The organism is Streptomyces viridochromogenes DSM 40736, from assembly GCF_000158955.1.
GTDB lineage: Bacteria > Actinomycetota > Actinomycetes > Streptomycetales > Streptomycetaceae > Streptomyces > Streptomyces venetus.
In genome coordinates, this window is sequence record NZ_GG657757.1 from 1,194,436 (window position 1) to 1,214,779 (window position 20,344).

14 protein-coding genes are annotated in these 20,344 nt (G+C 72.1%); all 14 read right to left on the minus strand.

Features of this window, described 5'->3' with window-relative positions:
* Positions 1-20: 20 nt before the first annotated feature.
* Positions 21-1,343: a pyruvate carboxyltransferase gene (locus SSQG_RS05020; RefSeq protein WP_003988628.1), complete on the minus strand. Its 1,323-nt coding sequence runs from the start codon at positions 1,341-1,343 to the stop codon at positions 21-23.
* On the minus strand, positions 1,340-2,989 hold the full coding sequence (locus SSQG_RS05025; protein ID WP_003988629.1) for a PhpK family radical SAM P-methyltransferase: 1,650 nt from the start codon (positions 2,987-2,989) through the stop codon (positions 1,340-1,342). The genes SSQG_RS05020 and SSQG_RS05025 overlap by 4 nt, the downstream gene beginning before the upstream one ends.
* A gap of 55 nt (positions 2,990-3,044) precedes the next feature.
* Entirely contained in the window at positions 3,045-4,445 is a 1,401-nt protein-coding gene (locus tag SSQG_RS05030; RefSeq protein ID WP_003988630.1) for an aldehyde dehydrogenase family protein, read from the minus strand.
* A gap of 50 nt (positions 4,446-4,495) precedes the next feature.
* Positions 4,496-5,386: a carboxyvinyl-carboxyphosphonate phosphorylmutase gene (gene bcpA, locus SSQG_RS05035; protein ID WP_003988631.1), complete on the minus strand. Its 891-nt coding sequence runs from the start codon at positions 5,384-5,386 to the stop codon at positions 4,496-4,498.
* Between the two features lie 74 nt (positions 5,387-5,460).
* Positions 5,461-6,657, minus strand: coding sequence for a hypothetical protein (locus SSQG_RS05040; protein WP_003988632.1), 1,197 nt, complete (start codon positions 6,655-6,657; stop codon positions 5,461-5,463).
* Positions 6,654-7,988 (minus strand): CMP-5'-phosphonoformate--3-phosphoglycerate phosphonoformyl transferase, encoded by a 1,335-nt coding sequence (locus SSQG_RS05045; RefSeq protein ID WP_039931975.1) that lies wholly within the window; start codon positions 7,986-7,988, stop codon positions 6,654-6,656. Before SSQG_RS05045 ends, SSQG_RS05040 begins: the two co-directional genes overlap by 4 nt.
* On the minus strand, positions 7,969-8,523 hold the full coding sequence (locus SSQG_RS05050; RefSeq protein ID WP_003988634.1) for a nicotinamide mononucleotide adenylyltransferase: 555 nt from the start codon (positions 8,521-8,523) through the stop codon (positions 7,969-7,971). The genes SSQG_RS05045 and SSQG_RS05050 overlap by 20 nt, the downstream gene beginning before the upstream one ends.
* Positions 8,520-9,713: a phosphonopyruvate decarboxylase gene (aepY, locus tag SSQG_RS05055; protein WP_003988635.1), complete on the minus strand. Its 1,194-nt coding sequence runs from the start codon at positions 9,711-9,713 to the stop codon at positions 8,520-8,522. The genes SSQG_RS05050 and aepY overlap by 4 nt, the downstream gene beginning before the upstream one ends.
* The gene (aepX, locus tag SSQG_RS05060) at positions 9,710-10,651 is read right to left on the minus strand and encodes a phosphoenolpyruvate mutase (RefSeq protein WP_003988636.1); all 942 of its coding nucleotides are present in this window, start codon (positions 10,649-10,651) and stop codon (positions 9,710-9,712) included. The genes aepY and aepX overlap by 4 nt, the downstream gene beginning before the upstream one ends.
* 44 nt (positions 10,652-10,695) lie before the next feature.
* The gene (locus SSQG_RS05065) at positions 10,696-11,706 is read right to left on the minus strand and encodes a C-terminal binding protein (RefSeq protein ID WP_003988637.1); all 1,011 of its coding nucleotides are present in this window, start codon (positions 11,704-11,706) and stop codon (positions 10,696-10,698) included.
* A 10-nt stretch (positions 11,707-11,716) separates the two neighbouring features.
* Positions 11,717-13,048, minus strand: coding sequence for a 2-hydroxyethylphosphonate dioxygenase (hepD, locus tag SSQG_RS05070; RefSeq protein ID WP_003988638.1), 1,332 nt, complete (start codon positions 13,046-13,048; stop codon positions 11,717-11,719).
* Entirely contained in the window at positions 13,039-14,226 is a 1,188-nt protein-coding gene (locus SSQG_RS38110) for a phosphonoacetaldehyde reductase (protein WP_003988639.1), read from the minus strand. The genes hepD and SSQG_RS38110 overlap by 10 nt, the downstream gene beginning before the upstream one ends.
* A gap of 56 nt (positions 14,227-14,282) precedes the next feature.
* Entirely contained in the window at positions 14,283-17,018 is a 2,736-nt protein-coding gene (gene acnA, locus SSQG_RS05080; RefSeq protein ID WP_003988640.1) for an aconitate hydratase AcnA, read from the minus strand.
* Between the two features lie 58 nt (positions 17,019-17,076).
* Positions 17,077-20,337 (minus strand): non-ribosomal peptide synthetase, encoded by a 3,261-nt coding sequence (locus tag SSQG_RS05085; protein WP_003988641.1) that lies wholly within the window; start codon positions 20,335-20,337, stop codon positions 17,077-17,079.
* Positions 20,338-20,344 lie beyond the last annotated feature (7 nt).

Sequence of the window (20,344 nt, forward strand, 5' to 3'; positions counted from 1 at the left end):
CTCGCGCCGTTCCCTGCATGTCAGCTCGCCTCTTCCTCGGTGGCGAAGACCTTCTCGACGACCGGTTCGAGTTCGCTCCACTCGATCGCGGAGACCCGGCCGGCGTCCCACTGCTCGTCCATCCACGCGAGCAGGTCCACGACCCGCGGATCGCCCTTCTCCAGCCGCAGCCCGAGCCGCTTGTTCAGCACGAAGAGCAGACCCGCCTGGCCCGAGTCCTTGGTGAGGGCGACGTCCAGTTCCCGGCCGGTGAGCAGGGGGGCGTTGAACGGCGCGTACATCCACCAGAACTTGTTGAGGCCGTCGGCGTGGATGCCGGCCCGGGTGACGTAGGCGTCACGGCCGAAGAGCGGGTACTTCTGCGACGGGCCGGCGCCGATGCCGTCGTAGAGCTCGACGAGCTTGTTGACGGCAGTCAGGTCGACGCCGCCCTCGGGCCAGTAGCCCATGCCGAGCAGGTGCACCATGACGGCTTCCAGCGGCGCGTTGCCGGTGCGTTCGCCGGTGCCGAGCGTCGTTCCGCTGATCACTCCGCAGCCCTCGCGGATCGCGGCCAGGCAGTTGGCGACGGTCAGCCAGGTGTCGTTGTGCGGGTGGAGCTCGATCTGGGAGGGCGTCAGACCGAAGCCCCGCAGCAGCCGGATCCAGCGGGGGACGCTGCGCGGCAGGGCGACGTCGTCGAAGGGCAGGCCGATGCCGAGGGTGTCGCAGACCCGGAAGCGCGGCTGGAGTTCGGCGGGGTACGGGGCGGCGATCCGCAGGACCTCCTCGACCAGAGCGCGCACGAAGTCCGGGTCGGAGCGGGTGGTGTCCTCCAGGTGGACGCGGGGCTTGATGCCGTGGTCCAGGGCCATGGTGACCGCGTCGAGGTACATCGCGGCGGCCTCGGTCCGGCCGCCCGAGCCGAACTTGTGGAAGGTGTGGTAGTCGGAGGAGGAGCTGAGCAGACCGGTCTCGGTGACGCCGATCCGCTTGATCAGCTCGACGTCCTCGCGGCGGGCGCGGATCCAGGTGGTGGGCTCGATCGGGGCGCCGTCGCGGTGCCGTTCCAGTGCGTAGATCAGGGCGTTGCGGTCGGAGTCGCGGTACGGGAAGAACTCGGCGTGCCGGATCGCCGTGGAGTCGCCGGTGATCTCGCAGAGGATGTCGTAGATCTTCCGGCTGGTGTCCAGGGAGAGGGGCAGTCCGCCCTGCTGGCCGTCGCGGTGGGTGGTCTCCGACAGCCAGACCTCATGCGGCAGGGTGAGCGGCCGCATGCCGTCGTCCCAGGTGTACCGGGGGAAGGCGTCGCGGGGGAAGACCTCGGGGAAGTACTCCGGTTCCTCGGGGTTGTGGATGGTCATCGAAACTCACTCCCTGCGGTGCGGTAGCGGGCGGGTGCAAGGTCCAGGCCGGTGACGAACTCGCGGAACCGGTGCTCCGCCGCGGCGGCCTCTTCGGCGCTGCCGCGGGAGACGTTCGCCACCGTGAGCGGCTTGGCCAGTTCCAGGAAGCGGACGATCTCGGAGCGGTCCATGCCCTTGCCGAGGAGGTACGGGACGCCCCAGAAGTCGAGGCCGTTGACCGGCATCCAGGCGGCGTTGACCACCGAGTCGAAGATCTGGTCGGCGGCCTCCAGGGCCTCACGGGAGTTCATGCTGCGGTGCGACCAGGTGTGGCCGTTGCCGGTCAGTTCGAACTGGGGCGCCCGTACGTGGATGGGGGTGGCGTGCATGTAGTACCAGTGGTTGACGGCGAAGGTGTCCGGCCCCGCGCGGTTGATGAAGTCGATGGTGTTCTGGACCGTCTGAGGGCTCTCCCCCGGGAACCCGATCACGAACGAGGCGTGGGTGAAGATGCCGCGGGCCTTGAGCTGTTCGATGCCGTACTGGTAGTGCGCGGTGGTGGCGCGCTTGTCCATGTTGAGCAGCACCTGGTCGTCGCCCGACTCGATGCCGAGCAGCACGCCGCGGCAGCCGGAGTCGTACATCAGGTCGTAGACGTCGGGTTCGCGGGCGTGGCCGCAGCGGAAGTACGAGAACCACTCGATGCCGAAGTCGCGGCGCACCAGCATCCGGCACAGGTCCTTGAAGCGGCGCATGGGGACGTTGAAGGTGTCGTCGATGAAGGCGACGCGTTTGACGCCCATGTCGGCGAGTTCCTCGAGTTCCCGCTCGACGGTCGACAGGTCGGCGAGGGTGAGGGCGCCGGCCCGCTCCGGATAGTCGCAGAACGCGCAGCTGAAGGCGCAGCTGCGGGCGGTGCGGGTGGACAGGGTCGGGCCGAGGACGGTCGGGTCGAAGCGGTTCCAGCGCACCGAGCAGGCGTTGAGGTCGTTGGCCTCGGGGCGTTTGCGGGTGAGTTTCCACTCGCCGGTGGCGGAGCGCAGGAAGACGTTGGGCACCTCGGTCGGAACGTCGCCGTCGACGATGGCTCCGACCACCCCGGCCAGTGCCGCCTCGCCCTGCGACTCCCACACGTAGTAGTCGGCGCCGACCCGGTCGAAGAACCGGTTCAGCCGGTCGTCGCGTCCCGCCCGGCACTGGTTGTCGACGAGCGGCCCGCCGACGATGACCGGCACGGACGGGTTGTGCCGCCGGATGAAGCGGACGATCTCGATCACCGGCGCCGGCATCATGTAGAAGGTGGTGGTGATGGCGACCGAGGCCGGGTTGTCGGCGAGCAGCTTGACCAGTTGGTCCTGCTCGAAGGTGTAGCTGTTGACGAAGTCGGCCGGATGGCCTTGTTCCTGGAGGTAGTTGACGAGGTACAGGGTGCCGAGGCTCGGCAGTTCGGAGACCGTGTAGGCGTGGTCGGTGCCCCGGTCCTGGTTGCGCACCTCGCTCAGGGCGTCCAGGTAGGAGTAGTGGGCACCCCCGAATGTGATCTTGGTGCGGAGCATGCTGCGGATGGGTGCGGGCAGCTCGTCGCCCCCGTGCTCCAGGGCCAGTTGCAGCTCCTCGCCGGACATGTCCGTCTCGTGGTATCCCACGACGATGCAGTGCTTCACCGTCTCTCTCCTCTCGCGCGCCCGGGCGGTCGGCGGTCAGCGGACTGACGTGGGGTCAGCCGGTTCCGTAGGGGCCGGGAAGGGTGACCGTCTTGGTGACGGTCATCTCGGCGATGGCGTAGCGGATGCCCTCCCGGCCGACTCCGCTGGACTTCACACCGCCGAACGGGATGTGCGGGGAGTCGAAGTGGGGCCCTTCGCCGAGGTTCACCGCGCCGACCCGCAGCCGGGCGGCGATGTCCCAGAAGGCGGCGCTGTCCCGGGTGAGGACTCCGGCCTGCAGGCCGTACGCGGTGCCGTTGGACAGGCGTACCGCCTCGTCCGCGTCGCGGACGCGGATCACCGGTGCCACCGGGCCGAAGGTCTCCTCGGTGACCAGCTCGGTGTCCGGCGGCACATGGTCGAGCACGGCGGGACGCACCAGGGCCCCGTCCCGCTCGCCGCCGGTGACGAGGCGGGCCCCGTCGCGGACGGCCCGGGCGATCCGGCGTTCCACGACGAGGGCCGCTTCCTCGCTGACGAGCGGGCCGAGGTCGGTGTCCTCCCGGCGGGGGTCACCGGCGCGCTTGGCGGCTACGGCCGGCTCCAGCAGGGCCGTGAACTCGTCGGCCACCTCCTCCCAGACGAAGACGCGTTTGATGCCGCGGCAGGACTGGCCGGCTGTGGCGCAGGACCCGTCGGCGGCCAGCTTGGCGGCGCGTCTCAGGTCGGCGTCGGGCAGTACGAACAGCGGGTCGTTGCCGCCCAGTTCGAGCAGCTGCCGCTTGCCGGCCGCCTGGGCTGCCACCGCGTGCCCGGTGGCCACGCTGCCGGTGAACGTCACCATGGCGACGTCCGGGTGGGCGGCGAGCGGCGGGCCGACCTCGCCGGGTTCGCCGGTGACGACGGCGAGCATGTCCTTGGCGCAGCCGGCCTCGACGAGCAGTTCGGCGAAGGCCAGTGCCGTCAGCGGCGTCTTCTCCGACGGCTTGAGCAGCAGCGGGCAGCCTGCGGCCAGGGCCGGCGCGGCTTTGACGACGACCTGGTTGAGGGGGCGGTTGAAGGGGGTGATGCCCAGGACGACACCGACCGGCTCGGGCAGGGTGACCGCCAGTCTGGTGCCGTCGGGCAGCGGGATGGACTCGCCGCGGATCCGCTCCGCCTCCGCGGCGGCCACCCTGAGGTTCCCGGCGGCCCGGGACACCTCGCGCAGGGTCTCCTTGCGGCACACGCCGGACTCGGCGGTGATGAGCGTGGAGAACTCCTCCGCACGGGCCGTGAGCATGTCGGCCGCCCGGGTCAGGACGGCCGACCGCTGCTGGGGAGTCGTGGCACGACGGCCGGCGGCCAGCGCGGCGACCGCGGCCGCCGCCTCCTCGGCACCGTCGCGCGGGACGGTGCCGACGGGCTCGCCCGTCCAGCGGTCGTGGACCGTGGTGTGCCGTCGGGCCGGCTGCAGTGCTCCGTTGACGAACATGACGACTCCCGAGCCGTGGGTCGCGAAGGGGGTGGGGAAGGGGAGGGTGATCAGTCCTGTTCGCGCACGAACCGCGCCTCGAGCTCGGAGATCTTCTCGTACTCGAAGACCTCGAACAGCTCGGCGAAGCTCATCTTCAGACCCATGTCGTCCCAGAACTTCTGGGTGGTCCCGGCGTCCCTGAGCTCGGCGAAGAGCTTGCGCAGGACCGAGGCGGCGGCCATCCAGCCGGACAGCGGGTAGATCGCCAGGTTGTAGCCGATCGACTCCAGCTCCTTGGTGGTGAGCCAGGGGGTCTTGCCGCCCTCGACCATGTTGGCCAGCAGCGGGGCGTCGAGTTCGTCGCGGACCCGCTTCATCTCGTCGACGTCGAGCATCGCCTCCAGGAAGATGCAGTCGGCGCCGGCGGCGAGGTACTCGCGGGAGCGGCGGATGGCCTCGTCGAGGCCGAGCGACTCACGGGCGTCGGTGCGGGCGATGATGGTGAAGTCCTCGTCCACACGCGCCTCGACGGCCGCCTCGATCTTGCCGGTCATCTCCTCCGTGGAGATCAGTCGCTTGCCCTCCAGGTGGCCGCAGCGCTTGGGGTTGACCTGGTCCTCCAGGTGGTAGCCCACGATGCCGACCCGCTCGAACTCCCGGGTCGCCCGCCACACCGACATCGCGTTGCCGTACCCGGCGTCGGCGTCCATGATCACGGGCAGGTCGTCCACCGCGAGCACGATGTTCTTGGCGTTGGTGGCCTGCTCCGACACGCTCGTGAAGCCGAGGTCCGGCAGGCCGAGCATGCTGGCGGAGGTGCCCGAGCCGGTCATGTGCACCGCGGGGAAGCCGGCCTGCTGGATGACCTTGGCGCTCAGGGCGTCGTACGCACTGGGGACGACGAGGATCTCGGGGGCGTTCATCAGCTCGCGGAACGTACGTGCCTTGGTCACGGCCATCTCTTCTCTCCTCGAAGGTGCCTTGCGTCGGAGCCGGCGCGGGAGCGCGCCGACGGGGCGTCGGGTCTCGGGGGTCAGGGAGCGGTCACGAGGCCCGCCAGGGACTCGTCGAGCCGGAGGAGCTGGTTGTACTTGGCCAGGCGGTCGCCGCGGCGTGGTCCGCCGACCTTGATCAGCTCCGCCGCGACGGCGACGGCCAGGTCGCACATGGCGGTGTCCTCCGTCTCGCCGGAGCGGTGGGACACGGCGAGCAGCATCCCGGCCCGGCGGGCGGCGGCCGCCGCGGCCAGCGTGGCGCTGACCGTGCCGGCCTGGCTGAGTTTGAGCAGGATGCCGTCGGCCAGGCCAGGGGCGATCCGCCGCGCGTCGGTGGCGAACAAGTCGTCGCCGACCACGCTGGTGGCTGAGGGCAGGGCGCCGCGCAGCTTGTCCCAGCCGGCGTCGTCGGCCGGGTCGAAGGGGTCCTCCAGGAAGGTCAGGCGGAACCGGTGCGCCAGCCCCGCGAGGTGCTCGGCGAACTCCCCGGAGGTGAACTCCCGGTCGCCGAAGCGGTACCGGCCGGAGCCGGTGTGGAGGTGCTCCGCCGCCACGTCCACGCCGAGGGTGCACACCTCGGTGTGCCCGGCCTCGGCCACCGCGGCCTGCAGCAGGGCGAGTTGCTCCTCGCTCTCCAGTGGTACGAGCAGACCGCTGGAGGCCGAGAGGGGGACGGGGCCGAAGCGTCGTTCCACGGCCCGGTGGGCCGCGGTGAACACCTGGTCGGCCACCTCGATGTCGGTGTGGATGCGACCGGTGGCCGGGAGCACCATCACCTGCTGGAAGCCGCGCGGCGGCCCGTCGCGGTGGATGCCGCCGGATAACACGTTGACCATCAGGCGGGGCAGTCCCGGATGGCCGAGGCCGTACTGCTCCGCCAGGTGGGCGTGCAGCGGGAGGTGCCGGGCGGCCGCGGCGGCCCGGGCGTGGGCCAGGGACACGGCGAGGGTGAGGTCGGAGCCGGCCTCCCCCGCCTCGTACACGTCGGCGAGCCGCGCGTCGCACTGCCGCTGACCGTCGACGGCGCCGTCGGTGAGCGCGGCCGCGAGCGGGGGCGCGGTGACCGGGCCGAGCACCGGCTCGGGTCCCCGGCGCCGCTCCAGCCTGCCGGGGGCGATCGCCCGGGGTGCCGAACCCGTCCCGGTGTGGCCGGAGTCCAGGGTGACCTCGGCCTCCAGGGTGACGCGTGCCCGCGAGTCCAGGATGCCGCGCAGCCTGACGGAGGTGATCGTCATCGGCGCCCTCCGTCCGACCCGGTGAGCAGGACGGACAGCAGGTCGCTGGCGCGGCGTGCGCCCAGCGAGCCGCCGAGCGCGGCCTTCTCGCCGAACTCCGTCACCGCGTCGGCGGCCACGCGGGGGCCGACCGCGACGGCGGGGACGAGGTCGGGGCTGTGGATGCCCATCTCACAGGGCGTGGCGTGGTCGCAGGTGACGACCAGCGTGTCGTCCTCGGTGAGTGCTTCGGCGAGCGGGCCGACGAAGTGTGCGTCGATCTCCTCGACGGCCCGGACCTTGTCGTGCGGGCGCCCGTCGTGGCCCGGCTCGTCAGGGCCCTTGAGGTGGACGAACACCGCGTCGGCCGGGTCCGCGAGCAACCGCGGCAGCAGCTCCCGGTAGTAGTCGGGTTCGCTCTGGCCGCGGGCCGGCCGGGAGCGGGTGAACCGGGCGCCGATGAGTTGTGCCAGGCCCCGCTCGGCCGGCACTTGCCCGTACATGGACAGGGTCAGCCCGGTCCGTTCGGTAAAGCCGGCGAGTTGCGGCAGGGTGTCACCGGCGTCCCGTACCAGCAGCAGGTTGGCGGGCCGCCGTCCGAGGGCCCGGCGGCGGGCGTTGACCTCGCTGCGCTGCATCACCTCGGCGCTGGCCGCGACGAACCGGTTGACGAGTTCCGCCGTGGTCGCGGCGGCCGGGTCGCCGTCGAAGGGCGTGCAGGTGGCCGGGGTCGCCGAGGGGGCGTTCACGGGGACGCCGAAGGGGCCCCGGCTGACGAATCCCGGGTCGGTGTTCGTTACCTTCCCGGACAGCGGGACGGTGTCGCTGGTGAGGGCGAGGATGCCGCGGTGGCGGCCGAATCCGGTGAGGCTGAAGCCGACCCGGTCGTCGAGCCGCACCTGCTCGGTGATCTCCTCCACCAGCCTGGTCTGGTCGTCCTCGTCGAGGTCACGGGAGGTACGGCGGTCCAGTCGCCGGGTCTGTGGGTCCCAGCTGGCGAAGTTGACCCGGAACGCCACGGAGTACCCGTCGGGTTGCCAGAAGTCCATGCCGAGCCCTTCCAGCGGTCCGCGCCCGGTGTAGTGGGTGGCGGGGTCGTAGCCGAGCAGGGCCATGGCGCCCGAGTCGGACTCCGGGGGCACGTCGGGGGCGATCACCTCCAGCGCGGCGGAGCTGCCGCGCCCGGCCAGTGCGTCCAGGTGGGGGGTGGCGGCCGCCTCGAAGGGGGTCAGCCCGCCCAGTTCCGCCACCGGCCGGTCGGCGCCGCCGCACAGCACGGTGATGAACAGCCGTCCCGTCCGTGGTGTGCCGTGGGGCCCGGTGGGCCGGTTGTCAGGCCCGGATGCGCTCATCGATTCCACACTCCTTGACGACCCTCGCGACGGCGGGCGGCACCAGGTGCTCCCAGGGCTGTCCCTCGGCGATGGACCGGCGGACCCGGCCGCCGCTGACGGGCTTGTCGGTACGGCGCCACATCACCTCGGTCCGCAGCCCGAGCGCGTGGAAGCGGTCGAGCTTGGCGTCGCCCCAGTCGTCGTAGACCGTGACGAAGTAGCGGGCGTCGGCGGGTGCGTAGTGGGCGAGCCGCTCCGGGAAACTGTGGGGGAAGGGCACGATGCGCAGCCGCTCGTGGGAGACCCCGGCCTCGGTCAGGGCGCCCTCTACCATGAGGTAACGCTCGTAGAACGTGCAGGGGTTGGACTCGGGCAGACCGCGCTCGGGGTCCGTGGTCTCCTCGGTGGTGGTCCACGGGTCGGGGTTGGTGATGCCCACGACGAGGGTGCGGCAGCGTTCCGCCCCGGCCAGCAGGTATTCCAGGTGGCCGAGGTGCAGGGGCTGGAACCGCCCGTGGATGACGCCCGTCCCGGCGATCTGCTCGGCGCTCATCGTGCGGTCACCCCTCCCGCGTGGACCGGGGTGGCGGTGCCGGCGGGCGGCGTGGTGACGAACGCCCGGAAGCGGCGGGCCACTTCGGCGGGGGTGACCTTCGGCCGGCCCAGCCCGTCCAGGGATCCCGGCCGGATCGCCAGGTGCACCAGGGTGGGCCCGTCCGTGGCCAGTGCGGTGGCGAGGGCGTCGGACAGATCGTCCAGGGAGGTGCAGGCGTGCACCGCGCGGTAGCCGCAGGCGGCGGCGACGGCGGGCAGGTCGACGGCGCTGGACAGGGTGCGCTGGCCGCCGGTGGAGTCGTGGACGCCGTTGTCGAGGACCAGGTGGACCAGGTTGCCGGGGGCGTGGGCGCCGACGGTGGCGAGGCTGCCCAGCCGCATCAGCACCGAGCCGTCGCCGTCGACGACCACGACCGGGCGGGGTGTGTGCAGCGCGACGCCCAGGCCGACGGTGGCGGCCGAGCCCATCGCCCCGACCATGTAGAAGTGCTGGTCGCGGTCGTCGAGGGTGTACAGCTCCCGGCTGGACTTGCCGGTGGTGGACACCACCGCCGCGTCCCGGGGCAGTTCGGCCAGCAGCCGCTCCAGGGCGGCGATCCGGGTGGGCCGGGCCGCGGAACGGCCGGGCCGGGCGTACCGTACGACCTGTCCTGTCGCGGACCGTGGTGCCGTCTCGTTCAGGGGCTCGTCGGCGACGACTCCCTGGGGGAGCAGGAAGCCGTAGGGCAGTTCACGGTGTGCCAGGGAGGCGCGGCAGGCGGCGAACGCGGTGTGCAGTTCGTCCGTCGTGTCGGGGATCAGGGACCACTCCATGTCGCACAGGTCGAGCAGGTCCCCGGTGATCCGGCCCATCAGGTGGTGCTGGGGCTCGTCCTTCTCGCCGGGGCGTCCCCGCCAGGTGGTGATCACGACGGCCGGGATGCGCGCGGGGTGCAGCAGGGAGGTGAGCGGGTTGGTCATGTTGCCCAGGCCGGAGTTCTGGGTGATGGCGCAGCCCAGTCCGCCGCCCAGCCAGGCGCCTGCCGCGACGGCCGCGGCCTCGCCCTCCTGCGTGACCGTGAGGTAGCGGGTGGCGGGGTCGCTGATGACGCGGTTGATCAACGGGGTCAGGTAGGAGCAGGGCACTCCGGCCACGGTGGTCACACCGAGGCCGGTGAGCCCGGCCACCAGGTCGGCCGCGCCGATCATCCCTGCACCGGCGCGAGGTCGGGGGCCTGCGTGTAGCGGTTCTCGTCCTGCTCCAGGCTCTCGTAGTCGAGCAGGCCGAAGATCTCCTTCAGCGGGGCGACCCGCTCCTCGACGCCGAAGATCCCGCGGTCCGCCCGGATCTGCTGGCACACGTCACGCATCGCGGAGAACGCGGCCCGCATGCTGTGGTTGGCCCAGATGCAGCCGGCGATGCCCAGCGCGGCGAAGTCGTCGAGGGAGGGCCTGTGGTAGGTCGTGGGGGCGATGAGGATCGGGGCGCTGCCGTCCCACTGCCGCATGAACTCGGCTATCTGCTGGGGGGTGCTCATCCGCGAGTGGATGAACAGTCCGTCGGCGCCGGCCTCGACGTAGGCGTGGGCCCGGGTGAGGGCCTCCTCCATGGGCAGGTTGGAGATCAACGCCTCGGTGCGTGCCACGACGACGAAGCCGGGATCGCGCTGGGTGTCCTTGCAGGCCTTGATCTTTCCGCTGAACTCCCCGATCGGGGCCAGCTGGTGGCCGTCCCCGAAGAAGGAGTTCATCTTGGGGAAGACCTTGTCCTCGAAGCAGACACCGGCCGCGCCCACCCGCTCGGCGCGGGCGGCGAAGCGGCGGGCGGTGTTGAAGTTGCCGTAGCCGGTGTCTCCGTCCACGAGGACGGGCGCTCCGGGGGCGGCCTCGGTCATCGTGCCGACGAGGGTGAGCAGTTCCGTCCAGGACGCCTCGTCGCTGTCCCGGACGCCGCGTGCCGTGGACATGCACAGACCGGACGCCCAGAGCGCCTCGAAGCCCTCGGCGACGGCGATGCGGGCGCTCAGCCCGTCGTGAACGCCCATCAGCTGGCATGTGCCGGGGCCGTGCAGCAGGTTCTTCAGCCGGCTGCCGACGGATTCCGGGGAGCCCGTACCGTCGCTGCCAGGCCGCTCCGTCGCGTTCATGGGTCCTCCAATGGGGACGTGCTTCGTGGGGTTGGTTCAGGGGGTCAGGCCACGCGGCCCTCGGCCGGCGGGGTGCCGTCGCGCAGTACCGAGCGAACGCCCTCGGCCACGCGCCGGCGCAGGCTCTCCTCCGACTCCGCGGACAGGAACGCGCGGTGGGAGCTGACGATCACGTCGTCGCGTTCCAGGAGCTTGCGGGCGACCGGGTTCTGGTTGGGGTCCTCGGGTGAGAAGACGTCCGAGGCGAAACCGCCGAGGCGTTCGCTCTCCAGGGCCCGCAGCACACAGCCGGGGTCCACCAGCGCGCCGCGTGCGGTGTTGACGAGCAGGGCGCCGGGTTTCACGCGGTCCAGTGCGGCACCGCTGATCAGGTCGCGGGTCTCGTCGGTGAGCGCGGTGTGCAGGACCACCGCGTCGCAGCGTTCGAGGAGTTCGTCCAGGGAGCCGACCGGGTGGACGCCGTGGCCCGCCATGACGTCGGCGTGGACGTAGGGGTCGACGGCGAGCACCTGGCGGTAGAACGCCTGGAGCTTGCGGGCGGTGGCTCGGCCGATCCGGCCGAAGCCGACGATGCCGACGGTGCGGTCGGAGGTGCGGCGCGGGATGCCGCCGCGGTGGATGCCCCACCGGTCCGCCCGCACCAGCCGGTCCTGGACGCTGATGCCGCGCTCCAGGCCCAGCAGCAGGGCGAGGGTATGGGTGCTGACCTCGTCGCCGCAGTAGTCGGGGACGTTGAAGCCGATGAGGCCGTGCTCGGCGAGCAGGGGGCCGTTGAGGTTGTCGACGCCCACGCCGCTGCGGGCGATGACCTGGCAGCCGGGCGAGACGGCGTCGACGAGTTCGGGGGTGACCTGGCACCGGTAGATGACGAGGGCGTCCGCGCCGCGCACGTGCTTCAGGAAGCGTTCGCCGGTGGTGACGTAGGAGTCCTCGAACAGGCCCAGCTCGATGTCGATGTCGGGGCCGAGGACGGAGCGTTCGACGGCGGCCAGGGCGGGGTCGGGACGTCCGTCGGCGTCCAGGGCCCAGGCGGGGTCGGTGTAGACGACGCGCACGGGTCTCCTCCTAGTTGTCGTAACCCCAGCCGGCCAGGTCGCGCCGGCCCCGGCGCAGCGTGGCCGCGGGCTCGAAGGTGTTGGTCAGCTCCAGCCAGTCCTGGTAGCCGAGGTGGGCGCCGGAGCCGAACTTCAGCACGGTGCCGGTGCCGTGCCAGCGGTGCCGAACGAACGGGCCGGTCCACGCCGAGCCGTCGGGTTCCAGCTCCACCGACGCGGGGCCGTCGGGTCCGTCCCATTCGAGGGTGAGGCGCCCTTCCGTCACGACGTAGTGGTTCTCGGCGTGGTCGATCAGGTCGGCTCCGCGGCCGTCGGCGTCGACGCGCAGGAAGCTGCCGACCAGGTCGGGCAGATGGGCGGCGGAGGCCATGGAGGCCGCTTCGTAGGTGCCGAAGGTGCGGCGGGAACGGCGGGAGTCCTCGATGGTCGTCCAGGTCTTGCCGACTCCGTCGTGCTGGTCGTCGGCGGGCAGCAGCACCCGGTAGTCGAAGCCGAGGGCACGGCCGAGGGTGCGCAGTACGGTCAGACCCGTCTCGGACGCCGGTGAGCGCAGCGCCGCTTCCAGGTCGGCCGGGGGCACTCCCGCCGCCTCGGCCGCGGAGGTGCGGGTGTGCGCCCGGCGGGCCAGGAAGAGATCCAGGACCGAACCGGCGCTCACCTTGCCGGACAGGGCCTTCAGCGCCTCCTCGAACGCTCCGGTCGACCAGTTGTTGGCCTCCGTCATGAGCGGCGAGATGTTCGACTGGGCGGTGTAGGAGACGATCCGGGCGGGCGCGTCGCCGGCGAGCGAGTAGCTGTGGGGGCAGTACGAGGGCTCCACGTAGGAGTCGCCGGTGATCCAGCGGTCGCCGCCGTGGTTGGCGTGCAGGACCCGCCAGGTCTGCGGGGTGATCTCCTCGCCCCACCGGCCGTTGATGTCGCCGGGGCCGAGGTTGACGGTGATGGCGGGTTCGAGGTGGCCGTTGTTCAGGGCGGGCAGCCGGTCGGACGGGCAGAGGATGTCGAGCACGACCGGGGCGACCCGGCCCTCCGGCGCGGCGAGCGTGTAGTAGTTGTAGAAGTGGATGCCGTCGCGCTGGATGGGGCGGCGGGAGGCGTGCATCTCCTCGGCGGACTTGTGCACCACGGTCAGGTTGCGGTGGGCGTCGGCGGCGAGTTGGGACGGCTCGACGCTGAGGGCCTCGGCGAGGGCGGTGGCCGCGGCCGGGTCCGGTTCGTTCGCCTCGTCGCCGAGCAGGCGGCGCAGGTCGTCCAGGGGCAGCCCGGCGAGGTCGGCGGTCTGGGCGGCCGTGTACTTGCGGGCGTTCATCCAGTGAGCGAGCTTGAACGGGTCTATCCGCACGTCTCCTCCATTTCCGATCGTTCGCCCAGGAGCCGGCCGAGCGACTCGCGGTCCAGCCGGCGGGGGTTGTCGTGGCAGCGGGGGTACGTCACGGCTTCGGCCGCCAGACTTCGGTGGTCGACGTCGAGTGCGTCGTACGGGGTCAGGCCGCAGGCGGTGATGAAGCGCTCCACGCGGAGCGCGGCCCGGGCCGGGGTGCCGCCGAGCGGGGCCGCGAGGGCGTCGAGCACCCGGCGGACGTGGCCGGTGCCTCGCGGGTCGGCGCAGTCCCCGGCGGGCACGGCGTGGTTGTAGCGCAGCAGCCGGCCCAGCGTCACCCCGCAGGCGTGGCCGTGGGCCAGGCCCAGCCGGAGCGTCAGCGGGTAGGAGATGGCGTGGCACGAGGAGGTCTGGGCCAGGGCGATGGCCCGCCCGGAGTGGTGGGCGGCGCGCTGGAGGGCGAGCCGTGCGGCGGCGTCCGGGGCGTCGTCCTGGACTTGGTCGAGGGCTTCGGCGGCGAGGGTGACGGCGGAGGTGCCCCAGCGGATGGACTCCGGCGTGGAGCGGATGGACCAGGAGGCCTCCGCGCCCTGGCACAGGGCGTCCAGGATGCCGGTGGCCAGTGCGCGGCGGCCTAGTCCGGCCAGCAGTTCCGGGGCGAGGACGGCGGCGGACGGGCGGACCCGGGGTCCGGTGAGGGAGAGCTTGCGCCGGTGCTTCAGGTCCCACAGGGTGGCGAACGGTGTGGCCTCGGCTCCGGTGCCGGCGGTGGTGGGCACCGCGACGACCCGTACGGCCGGTGGGGTGTCGCCGGCTGCCGGTCCGGCGGCGCAGGCCTGGCGCACCCGGTCGGCGTCCGGAGGGCCGCCGTCGGCGAGGGCCGCCGCTGCTTTGGCCGCATCCATGACAGTACCGCCGCCGATCGCGACCGCCACGTCCGCACGGATCGCGCGCAGTTGCCGGGCCAGGGCGGCGACGCTGTCCGGTGTGGTCGGCCCGTCGTGCACCACGACCGTGGGGTCGAGGGGGCGCAGGGCGTCCGTCAGCCTGGGCGCCCAGGGGCGTCCGGCGAAGCCGGGACCCACGACCTGGGCCACTCGTGGCGCCCGGCGCAGCGGGCCGGACAGGAGCGCGGTCACGCGGGCGATCTCGTGGATGCCCTCGGCCAGCAGCAGTTCACCGGGAAACACAGCGGTCATGGGTCACACTCCTTTCGTCCCTGGTGCGATCGGTTTGCTACGGAGGGGAATTCAGGTCACGCCGATTCCAAGAGGCCGCGCAGGGTGAACGGCATGATTCCGCCGTGCCGGATGAATTCCGCCTCCATGGCCGTGTCGACCCGGACCACGGCATCGAAGGAAACGGCTCCCGCGGTCACCCGGACCGTACGCGGCACGGATTCCGAGAATTCCCGCACACCGCTGATGTCGAATTCCTCGGCGCCCGTGAGACCGAGCGTCCGCGCGTTCTGTCCGGCCGGGAACTCCAGCGGCAGGATTCCCATTCCGACGAGATTCGACCGGTGAATGCGTTCGAAGGATTCCGCGATCACCGCACGGACCCCGATCAGGGCCGGGCCCTTGGCGGCCCAGTCCCGGGACGATCCGGTGCCGTACTCGCGTCCGGCCAGGACGACCAGGGGCACGCCCGCCTCCTGGTAGGCGACCGCCGCCTCGTACATCGTGGTGAGCTCGCCCGTCAGGTGGTTGACGGTGTGGCCGCCCGTCTTCCCGGCGGCCAGACGGTTGCGCAGCCGGGGGTTGGAGAACAGGCCGCGCAGGAGGACCTCGTGGTTGCAGCGCCGGGCGCCGTAGGAGTTGAAGTCCCCGGGCGGCACCCCGAGCTCGCGCAGGAAGACACCGGCCGCCGAGTGCGCGGGGATGCCGCCTGCGGGTGAGATGTGGTCGGTGGTGACCGAGTCGCCGAGGTCCGCCAGCACCCGGGCGCCTCGGATGTCGTCCAGGGGCCGCGGCCGGGCGGTGGTGCCGACGAAGTAGGGCGGCGGCGCGATGTACGTGGAGTCCTCGGCCCACGGGAACAGTTGCTGCGGGTGCGCGGGGAGGGCGCGCCACCGCTCGTCGCCGGCCATCAGGGAGTCGTACATCTGCGTGTACGTGCCGGGGTCGACCGCGGTGCGCGCGACCTCGTCGATCTCCCGGCTGTCGGGCCAGATGTCGGCCAGTGTGACGGGCCGGCCGTCGGAGCCCGTGCCCAGCGGCTCGGTGGTGAGGTCGATGTCCATGGTCCCGGCCAGGGCGTAGGCGACCACCAGCGGGGGCGAGGCGAGGTAGTTCATCCGGACGTCGGGGTTGATCCGGCCCTCGAAGTTGCGGTTGCCCGAGAGTACGGCCACCGAGGCCAGGCCCGACTCGCGCACGGCTCCGGCCACCGACTCGGGCAGTGGCCCGGAGTTGCCGATGCAGGACGTGCAGCCGTAGGCGACCAGGCTGAAGCCGAGCTTGTCCAGGTAGGTGTCCAGACCGGCTCTGGCCAGATACTCCATCACGGCGGCGGAGCCCGGCGCGAGGGTGGACTTCACCCAGGGGCGCGGCTGGAGGCCGAGTTCGACGGCCTTCCGGGCGAGCAGTCCGGCCGCGATCATCAGGGCGGGGTTGGAGGTGTTGGTGCAGGAGGTGATGGCGGCCAGCACCACGGCGCCGTCGCCGAGTGTGTGGCGGCTGCCGTCCGGGGCCGTGACCTCGGCCCGTCGCGCGGTCCCGCCGTTGACCTCGGACACGGCCTCGGCGAACGCGGTACGGGTGGTGGCGAGCGGCACCCGGTCCTGGGGGCGCCGGGGTCCGGCGATCGACGGGACGACCGAGGCCAGGTCGAAGCGGACGCGTTCGGTGTAGCGGATGGTGGCCGCCGCCGCGGGGTCGTACCACAGCCCCTGGGTCTCGGCGTAGGCGCGCACCAGGTCCAGGTGGCGTTCCGGACGGCCGGTGGCGCGCAGGTAGCGCAGCACCTCGTCGTCGACGGGGAAGAGCGCCGCGGTCGCCCCGTACTCCGGGCACATGTTGGCGATGGTGGCGCGGTCGGCGGCGCTCAGCGCGGCCAGCCCCGGGCCGTTGAACTCGATGTACGCGCCGACCACGCCGTGCGCCCGCAGCCGTTCGGTCAGGGTCAGCACGATGTCGGTCGCGGTCACTCCGTCAGCCGGCCGTCCGGTGAGTTCGCAGCCGATGACCTTCGGGACGCGCAGGGTCAGCGGCCGGCCCAGCACGGCCGCCACCGCCTCGATGCCGCCGACGCCCCAGCCGAGCACACCGAGTCCGTTGACCATCGGGGTGTGCGAGTCGGTCCCGACGACCGTGTCCGGGTAGAGCGCGGGGAGGCTCCCGGTGTCGTCGGCGATCACCACACCGGCCAGCCGTTCCAGGTTGACCTGGTGGATGATGCCGGTGTTCGGCGGGACGATCCGCAGGCGGTCGAAGGTGGCCTCGGCCCAGCGCAGCAGTTCGTAGCGCTCGCGGTTGCGGGCGTGGTCCAGAGCGGCGTTGCGGGCGTAGGCGTCCGGGGTGCCGAACACGTCGGCCATGACGGAGTGGTCCACGACCAGGTCGACCGGGACCTGCGGGCTGAGCGTCTCGGCCGCTCCTCCGAGCCGGACGAACGCCTCCCGCATGGCGGCGAGATCGACGAGGCACGGCACACCACTGTAGTCCTGCATGACCACCCGGGCCGGGTGGAAGAGGATCTCGGGCGCGGGTCCCCGCGGGTCCCAGGCCGCCAGCGCGTCGACCAGGCCGGCGTGGACGTGGACGCCGTCCTCGTGCCGCAGCAGGTTCTCCAGCAGGATCCGCAGACTGTAGGGAAGGCTCCCGGCACTCGGTACCGCATTCAGCAGTCGAAATATCTCGAACGACTCACCCGCGACCTCGATGACATCGCGAGCACCAAAACTGTCAGGGTGTTCCGAATTCTGGGAACCGTGCCTCACACAGCCCTCCTCCGCAGATTGCTGCGAGCTTTTCCGCGCTGAACCAATCATCTCCCGCCGGAAACTCCGGCACCAGGGGGTCCGCTATTCCACTTGTGGCCATGTCCGGCTACGGAAGTTCCTCCGCACGCTCGGCCGAGACACTTCTGGCCAGCCCGGACAGCGTGGGTTCCACAAAGAGCGAGCGCACGGGCAGGCGAACCCCGAAGGCCTGGTTGACCCGGGCGATAATCCGTGTCGCCGAGAGGGAGTTCCCGCCCACTTCGAAGAAATTGTCCGCACTTCCCGGTGGCGCGATGCCCAGCACCTCCTGCCAGATCCCCGAGATGCGCTCCTCGACCGGGTCCAGCAGGGGCGGCCGGTTCCCGGCGGTGTCGCCCGACTGTGCGAGCGGGTCGGGCAGGGCCTCGCGGTCGAGCTTGCCGTTGGGGCTGGTCGGCAACGCGTCCAGCACCAGGAAGAGTTCGGGCACCATGTAGCCGGGCAGCCGGTCCCGGAGCCACTGGCGCAGGCCGGCCGCGGTGGGCCGCTCCTCCCCCGGCGCCCGTACGGCGTATCCGGCCAGCCTCCGGTCCGAACCCTCGCCCCGGACCAGGACGACAGCGGTGCGCACGCCCGGGTGGTCCTCCAGCCGGGTCTCGATCTCGCCCAACTCGATCCGGAAGCCGCGCAGTTTGACCTGGTGGTCGGTGCGCCCGAGGAACTCCAGCTCACCGTCGGCGCCCCAGCGAACCACATCGCCGGTGCGGTACAGGCGGGCACCCGGCTCGGTGCCGGAGGGATCGGGGAGGAACCGGTCGGCGGTGACGTCCGGCTGGTCGAGGTAGCCGCGGGCGAGACCGACGCCGCCGAGGAACAACTCGCCCTGCCGGCCGAAGGGGACGGGGCGCAGCGTGTCGTCCAGGACATGGACCGTGTACCCGGCGACCGGGCGGCCGAGGGGCGGCACCCGGTCCGGGGCGCACCGCGCGATGGTGGCGAGGACGGTGGCCTCGGTGGGCCCGTAGCCGTTGAACACGTCGCGGCCGTCGCACCACTGCTGGGCGAGTTCCAGGGTCGCGGCCTCGCCCGCCATGACCACCGTGCGCAGCCCGGGCAGTTCGCCGGCGGTCAGGGTGGACAGGGCCGAGGGTGACAGCAGGACCGTGCTGACCCGGCGCTCGCGGATCAGCCGGGCCAGGTCCTCGCCGGGGACGAGCAGGGCGCGCGGTTCGAGGACCAGGGTGGCTCCGGCGTCGAACGTCATCAGCAGTTCGAGCAGGGAGACGTCGAAGCTCGGCGAGGCGAAGCGCAGCACCCGGCTGTCCGGGGTCTGGGCGAACTGCTCGGCGCTGCGGGTCAGGCTGCCGATGCCGCGGTGCGGCACCATGACGCCCTTGGGCACGCCGGTCGAGCCGGAAGTAAAAATGACGTAGGCGAGCCGGTCCGGCGCGATGGGGAGCCCCGGCCGGTCCGCGGGGCCGTCCGCGAGGGCGGCCCGGGTCGCGTCGTCGTCCAGCAGTACCGTCGTGACGTCGTTCCCGGCGAACCGGCCGGCCAGCGACCGCTGGGTGAGCAGCAGCGTTGCCCCGCTGCGGCGCAGGATGTGCTCCAGCCGCTCCGCCGGGTACTCCGGGTCGAGGGGCAGCAGGACCGCTCCGGCCTTGAGGACGGCGAAGGTGGCGACGATCGCGTCCGCCGTGCCGTCCAGGGCCACACCGACCGGCTGCTCCGGCCGGACGCCGAGGGCGAGCAGGTGGTGGGCGAGGCGGTTGGCGGCCTCGTCCAGTTCCCGGTAGGTCAGCTGACGGTCGGGGGCTTCCACCGCCGTGTGATCCGGATGCCGCCGGGCGGAGTCCTCCAGCACCCCGTGCAGGGTGCGGTGGTGCCGCGGGTCGTCCGCGACGGGGGCGTTGACCTCCTTCAGGTGCCGGATCTCGTCCCGGGTGAGCACGGGCAGGGCGGCCAGCTCCCAGCCGGGGTCGGCGGCGACGGACCGGGCGAGGAGAGCCAGCCGTTCGCCGAGCCGGTCGATGGTGACGGGCTCGAACAGGGCGGTGTTGTACTCGAAGTAGCCGGTGTACGTGCTCTCGCGGTCGGTGAGCACCAGCGTCAGGTCGAACTTGGCGGAGTCCGGGGTGTGCGTGTCGCGGGCCCGCTCGGGCAGCAGTGTGTCCAGTTCACTGGCGTCCCGGCCGTCCTCCATCACGAACGCGACCTGGAACAGCGGGTTGTGGGTGAGCGTGCGCTCGGTGCGCGCCTCGTCCACGAGCCGTTCGAAGGGCAGGTCCTGCCGGGCCAGCGCCTCGACGACCGTCTGCCGCACCTGGGCCAGCAGGTCGCCGAAGCTCATGCCGGGCTCGATGCGGACGCGCATGGCGAGGGTGTTGGCGAAGAAGCCGATCAGGTCGTCCAGTTCGGGCCGGGCGCGGTTGGCGACCGGGGTGCCGATGACCATGTCGCGCTCTCCGCTCCAGCGGTGCAGCAGCGCGGCGAACACGGTCAGCATGGTCATGAACGGGGTGGCACCGCTCCGCGCGGCCAGGTCGCGCAGGGCCGTGGTCAGCTCGGCCGGTAGCGCGAACCGCCGCCGGGCCCCCTCGGTCGTCGCCACCGCCGGACGCGGGCGGTCGAACGGCAGGTCGATGACGGGCGGCGCTCCCCGTATACGCTCGCGCCAGTAACCCAGCAGCTCTCCGAGCCGCTTCTCGTCCAGCATGCGGCGCTGCCAGTCCGCGAAGTCGGCGTACTGGATCGGCAGCGGGGGCAGACCGGCGTCGGTGCCGGTCTCGGCGGCGTGCAGCAGCGCCGTCAGGTCGCGCCGCAGCAGACCGATGGACCAGCCGTCGAAGACGGTGTGGTGGAACGTCAGGAAGAGCAGGGCGTCGTCGTCGCGCAGCCGCAGCAGCAGGCAGCGCAGCAGGGGGCCGGACGACAGGTCGAAGGGACGCTGTTTGTCCTCCGCGCACAGGCGCAGTGCGGCGGCGGCCCGCGCGCTGTCGGGCAGTGCGCGCAGGTCCGTCTCGGTCAGCGGCGGGGTCAGGCTGTCCGCGATGTGCTGGCGGGGCTCCCCGCCGTCGGCCGGGAAGACGGTCCGCAGCACCTCGTGACGCCGGGTCAGCGCGCCCAGAGCGTCGCGCACCGCCTCGGTGGTCACGGGCCGGCCGATCCTGAGGGAGGCGGAGACGTTGTAGACCGGGCGTCCCGGCTCCAGTTGGTCGAGGAACCACAGGCGGTGCTGGGCGAACGACAGCGGCACCGGCCCGTCGTCGTCCGGCCGGCGCGGGATCGCCGGGTCCGGGCCCGGAGCCGCCGCGGCCCGCAGCCGACTCTCGAACAGGGCTCGCTGCTTGGGCGACAGTGCGGCGATCCTGGTCTGGAGGTCTTCCACTGCTGTT